General features: G+C 59.7%; 6 protein-coding genes. 5 read left to right on the forward strand and 1 reads right to left on the reverse strand.

Annotated features, from left to right (window positions below):
• A partial coding sequence (locus tag WBB85_RS06675) for a class I SAM-dependent methyltransferase (protein WP_432637844.1) occupies positions 1–596 on the reverse strand: 596 nt, incomplete at its 3' end.
• Positions 597–678: 82 nt separating this feature from the next.
• Between WBB85_RS06675 and WBB85_RS06680 the strand changes: the two genes are divergently transcribed.
• From WBB85_RS06680 to dnaA, 5 genes are all read left to right on the forward strand, one after another.
• Positions 679–1,356: a hypothetical protein gene (locus WBB85_RS06680; RefSeq protein WP_432637845.1), complete on the forward strand. Its 678-nt coding sequence runs from the start codon at positions 679–681 to the stop codon at positions 1,354–1,356.
• Positions 1,349–2,200 (forward strand): bifunctional DNA-formamidopyrimidine glycosylase/DNA-(apurinic or apyrimidinic site) lyase, encoded by an 852-nt coding sequence (gene mutM, locus WBB85_RS06685; protein WP_432637846.1) that lies wholly within the window; start codon positions 1,349–1,351, stop codon positions 2,198–2,200. Before WBB85_RS06680 ends, mutM begins: the two co-directional genes overlap by 8 nt.
• A 61-nt stretch (positions 2,201–2,261) precedes the next feature.
• Positions 2,262–3,038, forward strand: a complete 777-nt coding sequence (locus tag WBB85_RS06690) for an enoyl-CoA hydratase (protein WP_432637847.1) — start codon at positions 2,262–2,264, stop codon at positions 3,036–3,038.
• A 151-nt stretch (positions 3,039–3,189) separates the two neighbouring features.
• Positions 3,190–3,456 (forward strand): 30S ribosomal protein S20, encoded by a 267-nt coding sequence (rpsT, locus tag WBB85_RS06695; RefSeq protein WP_432637848.1) that lies wholly within the window; start codon positions 3,190–3,192, stop codon positions 3,454–3,456.
• A 528-nt stretch (positions 3,457–3,984) separates the two neighbouring features.
• The gene (gene dnaA / locus WBB85_RS06700) at positions 3,985–5,349 is read left to right on the forward strand and encodes a chromosomal replication initiator protein DnaA (RefSeq protein ID WP_432637849.1); all 1,365 of its coding nucleotides are present in this window, start codon (positions 3,985–3,987) and stop codon (positions 5,347–5,349) included.
• The last annotated feature ends 38 nt before the right edge of the window (positions 5,350–5,387 follow it).

Genomic DNA, 5,387 nt, shown 5'->3' on the forward strand with positions numbered 1-5,387 from the left:
CCTGCCACGATCTGCCCCATCGCCGGGATGACGTTGAAGGAATATTTGTCATAGGCCCATTGCAGGCCGGGATTGGGCAACTGGCTGAATTCCAGCACCATGAGCCGACCGCCGGGCTTCAGCACCCGATAGGCTTCGGACAGGGCATCATTGATGCGGGTCACGTTGCGGATGCCGAAGCTGATCGTATAGGTGTCGAAGGTATTCGCCTCAAACGGCAAAGCCATCGCATCGCCCGCGACCCAGTTCAGGCGGTCGGCCATATTCTCGGCCTCGGCGCGTTTCTGGCCTTCGACCAGCATGGATTCGGTCATGTCCAGCACCGTGGCCGTCGCCTCTGGCGCACGTTTCAGGAACCGGAAGGCAATGTCGCCGGTCCCGCCCGCCACATCCAGAAGCCGCTGCCCCGGACGCGGCGCCAGCCAGTCCATCATCGCGTCTTTCCAAAGCCGGTGAATGCCCACCGACATCACGTCGTTCATGATGTCATATTTGTTGGCCACACGGGTAAAGACGCCATGGACCATCCCGGCCTTGTCGGACTCTGGCACGGTCTTGAAGCCAAAATGCGTTTTCTGCCCGGGATCTTGTTTCATCTTGTCAGCCCAATTTCCGCCGCACAGGAGTTATAACGAACCTGGCACAAAGGAAACGGGTTTCGGGAAGAAAGGTCGGGGCATGGGTGCGGCAGAACTTCTCAATCTTGCAGGCAGGGCAATATCAGTTGTCCTGCCGATGGTTATTGTCTTCGGCACGATTGGCTATTTCACATGGCGAAAAGTGAAACGTCGCAGCGCCGCCATAAAACGCCATCGCGATGCAGGCACAATAGGGCCAGCCCGGCTTTTTTCGGGCCAGGACTTGCCTCTGCACTATGATGCGATCGCGCGTATCGGCACTGCGGGTCCCGCACCCTCCACGCTGAACGAACAAACCCTGAGAGCCTCCTTAGGTGTAAAGCTCTTCGTTACGGGACTTACCTTTGCGATCGGGCTGTATCTGTTCAGACCGGATATCGCGCCCGAAGGTTTTCACAAGGCGATAGAAGAGCTGCCCGTTCCGGCATCCTATATCAGCGCCGTGGTGCTGTTTTTTGCCATCAACGGGATTGTCTACATCTTCGGTTTCGAAGCGCGATATGGTCGCGATGCCCTGATCGTGACGCGCATGATGGTTTCCCGCCGCGAATACCTCTGGCGAAATCTGGACTGGATCGGCGATGATGGCGCCTATGAATTCGTGCTGAGATTCGAGCCGGGAGGAAAGGCAAAGGTGTTGAAACACTGTGTCGGGATTGGCGAATTCAAAGAATTCGCGATGGACCAGATCCGAAGGAACAGATCCGACCGTGCCTGAATTGCCCGAAGTCGAAACCGTCCGCCGTGGCCTTCTGCCCGCAATGGAAGGGCATGTGATCGAACGGGCGTCCGTCAACCGCCCCGATCTGCGCTTTCCCTTTCCCGAACGTATGGCAGACCGGCTGACAGGTGCCCGGGTTCTGGGGCTGCGCCGCCGCTCCAAATACATTCTCGGCGATCTTTCGACCGGTGAAACGCTGCTGATCCATCTCGGCATGTCGGGGCGGATGCTGATTTCCGGCGTGACGCTGGGTGAATTTCACTATGACCACCCGGCCCCTGCCAAGCACGACCATGTCGTGCTGGACATGGAAGGCGGGGCGCGGGTGACCTTCAACGATGCCCGCCGCTTCGGGGCGATGGATCTGATGGTCACGGCTGACGCTGATACCCATTGGCTGCTTCGCGATATCGGTCCGGAACCTCTGGGAAATGCGTTCAATGAGAACTACCTGACTGCGCGCCTTGCAAGGCGGAATACACCGATCAAGACCGCACTTCTGGATCAGAAGATCGTCGCGGGGCTGGGCAATATCTATGTCTGCGAAGTGCTGCACCGGGCGGGAATCGACCCTCGCCGCAAGGCCGGTGCGATCGCCGCGAACCGGGTTGCCGGTCTGGTTCCGATCATCCGAGCGGTCCTCTCGGAAGCTATCGAAGCAGGAGGATCGTCCTTGCGCGACTACCGGCAGGCGGATGGGGAACTGGGCTATTTCCAGCACAATTTCAGGGTCTATGACCGCGAAAAGGCGTCCTGTCCGACAGAGGGTTGCACCGGCACGGTCACCCGCATCACCCAATCCGGCCGCTCCACATTCTTCTGCGCGCGCTGCCAAAGATGACTTGATCCCGCCGTTCGGACTGATAGGACTCTGCTCCGCACCATCTGAAAGGCCCCTGTCCATGGCTTACGAGACCTTGATCGTCGAGATCGAAGACTACGTCGCCCTGATCCGCCTCAACCGACCCGACGCAATGAACGCGCTGAACGCGGCGCTTCTGGGTGAACTGGGCGAGGCCGTGGCCGCCGCCGATGCGAACGACAAAGTGCGCTGCATCGTCATTACCGGATCGGACAAGGCGTTCGCCGCCGGGGCCGACATCAAGGAGATGTCGGAAAAGTCCTTTGTGGAAGCCTTTACCGAAGACCTCTTTGGCACCAATACCGAGGACTTCCTGCGCTGCCGCAAGCCGATCATCGCCGCGGTTGCAGGCTATGCCCTTGGTGGCGGCTGCGAACTGGCGATGATGTGCGATTTCATCATCGCGGCCGACACCGCAAAGTTCGGCCAGCCCGAAATCAACCTGGGCGTGGTTGCCGGGATCGGCGGCACCCAGCGTCTGACCCGCTTTGTCGGTAAGTCGAAGGCGATGGACATGCATCTAACCGGGCGCTTCATGGATGCGGCCGAGGCGGAGCGCTCGGGCCTTGTCAGCCGCGTCGTGCCCGCGAACAAGCTGATCCCTGAAGCCATGGCCACGGCCCGCAAGATCACTGAGAAATCAGCCCTGACCGCTATGGCGGTGAAAGAGGCGGTCAATCGCAGCTATGAGACGACGCTTCGCGAAGGCGTTCTGTTTGAACGCCGCCTGTTCCAGGCGCTTTTTGCGACCGAGGACCAGAAGGAAGGCATGAGCGCCTTTCTGGAAAAGCGTCAGCCGCAGTTCCGCGATCGCTGAAAACCCCTTTTCTTTGTCCGCGTTTTCCCTTAAGGGGGCGCGGTCACATGCGCGTGGAGCCCGCTCAGGCTGGAATCGACCGGTTCACTGGGAACCCGGGTTTTTTCGCGCTTAGGTATCGAAACAAACCCGGAAGTTGGGAAAACCACATATGGCCAATACGCCCCAGTCCAAGAAACGCGCCCGCCAGGCCGAGCGTCGTCAGGATATCAACAAAGCCCGCCGTTCGCGGATCCGCACGCATCTTCGCAAGGTCGAAGAGGCGATTGCTTCCGGCAATCAGGATGCCGCTGCGGCAGCCCTGCGCGCAGCCCAGCCCGAACTGGCACGCGGCGTCACCAAGGGTGTCGTTCACAAGAACACCGCCGCACGCAAAATGTCGCGCCTTGCAGCGCGCGTTAAGGCACTCAGCGCCTGATCTGCGCAGTAACTACTTGATTTTAGGGCGTAACCTTGGGTTACGCCCTTTTCATTTGTGCGTTTCCGTCAGGTGACCTGTGCCCGTTTTGCACAGCTCTCCGGATTCGGTCCGCCAAAGATTGAGTCAAGCGAGAAGTTCTGTTGCGGCACCCGCAGGAGCCTTGCTAGCGTCCGCATGCGATTCACGTCGTCTTGGGGGGACATGCGGTAACCACGGGATCGGACAGGAGCTGCTTCCTGCACGAACCTGAAAACGCGCTGGCAAGGCCAGTGCGGTGGTTGGTCTGATAGTTGGCAATCTTTAGCCGACACTGTCAGGTTCAGAATTGGGCTGTCTGGCATTGCCGAACAGTTCGGTGACTGTTGTGTCCAGAATGCCCGCGCTTCCGCTGGAAGCCGCCAGAACCGGAATGTCTGTTCCGCGTTCGGGTTGCTTTATTGCCGCGGAGCTGACCCGGAATCGCTGACGATAGAAAGCCGGCACGGCTGCAGTGCGGGACAGTGATTAAAGACTGGGTAAACAACAATGACCGAAGAATCCTGGGGGCAGGTACGCAATGAACTTCTTAAGGCAGTCGGAAAGAACAATTTTGCCACCTGGATCGAACCGCTCAAATTGTCAGAACTGAAGGGCGGCATCGCCCGCATCGAGGCACCGACCAAGTTCATGCGCGATTGGGTATCGCGCAACTTCGCCGAACAGATTTGTCTGCATCTGGCGAAGGCCGGGGAGGAAGTGGAACGCGTTGAGTTTCACGTCGCGACCCAGCGGGCTGCCGTGGCGAAACCGACCGAATCTGCGGCCAGGCGCAAGCCGCGCGGCCAGACCCGGAACAATGACGACATCGATCTGCCCGGTGCTCCGCTGGATGCACGCTTTACCTTCGACAGTTTCGTCGTCGGCAAGCCGAACGAACTCGCCCATGCCGCCGCGCGCCGTGTGGCCGAAGGCGGGCCGGTCACGTTCAATCCCCTGTTCCTTTATGGCGGTGTCGGCCTCGGCAAGACCCACCTGATGCATTCCATCGCGCATGAGCTTCAGACCCGCCAGCCGGACCTGCGCGTGCTCTACCTGTCCGCCGAGCAGTTCATGTACCGCTTCGTCCAGGCCCTGCGCGAAAAGCAGATTATGGACTTCAAGGAGATGTTCCGCTCGGTCGACGTGCTGATGGTCGATGACGTCCAGTTCATCGCCGGCAAGGAATCGACGCAGGAGGAGTTTTTCCACACGTTCAATGCGCTTGTGGACCAGAACAAGCAGATCGTCATCTCGGCCGACCGCGCACCGGGTGAGATCAAGGATCTGGAAGAGCGGATCAAGAGCCGTCTGCAATGCGGCCTTGTCGTTGACCTGCATCCGACGGATTACGAATTGCGGCTGGGTATCCTGCAGCAGAAGGTGGACTTCTATCGCGGGCAGTATCCGGGCCTGAAGCTTGCCAATGGTGTGCTGGAATTCCTTGCCCACCGGATCAGCACCAACGTCCGCGTGCTGGAAGGTGCGCTGACCCGTCTTTTCGCCTTTGCCTCACTCGTGGGCCGCGAAATCACGCTGGAACTGGCGCAGGATTGCCTTTCCGACATTCTGCGCGCTTCGGACCGCAAGGTCACGATCGAGGATATCCAGCGTAAGGTGGCCGAGCACTACAACATCCGCCTCAGCGACATGATCGGGCCGAAGCGGGTGCGCACCATTGCCCGGCCGCGTCAGGTGGCGATGTATCTGTCCAAGACGCTGACGACACGGTCCCTGCCCGATATCGGTCGCCGTTTCGGCGGGCGCGATCACACCACGATCATGCACGGCGTGCGCACGGTTGAGGAGCTGAAAGCGACCGACAGCCAGCTGGCCGAGGATATCGACCTGTTGCGCCGCCTCCTCGACCGGTGAGTGAAGGCCGAAACCGGCCTTGACCCTCCCTCCAATCC

Source organism: Albidovulum sp. (assembly GCF_049646345.1).
GTDB lineage: Bacteria > Pseudomonadota > Alphaproteobacteria > Rhodobacterales > Rhodobacteraceae > Albidovulum.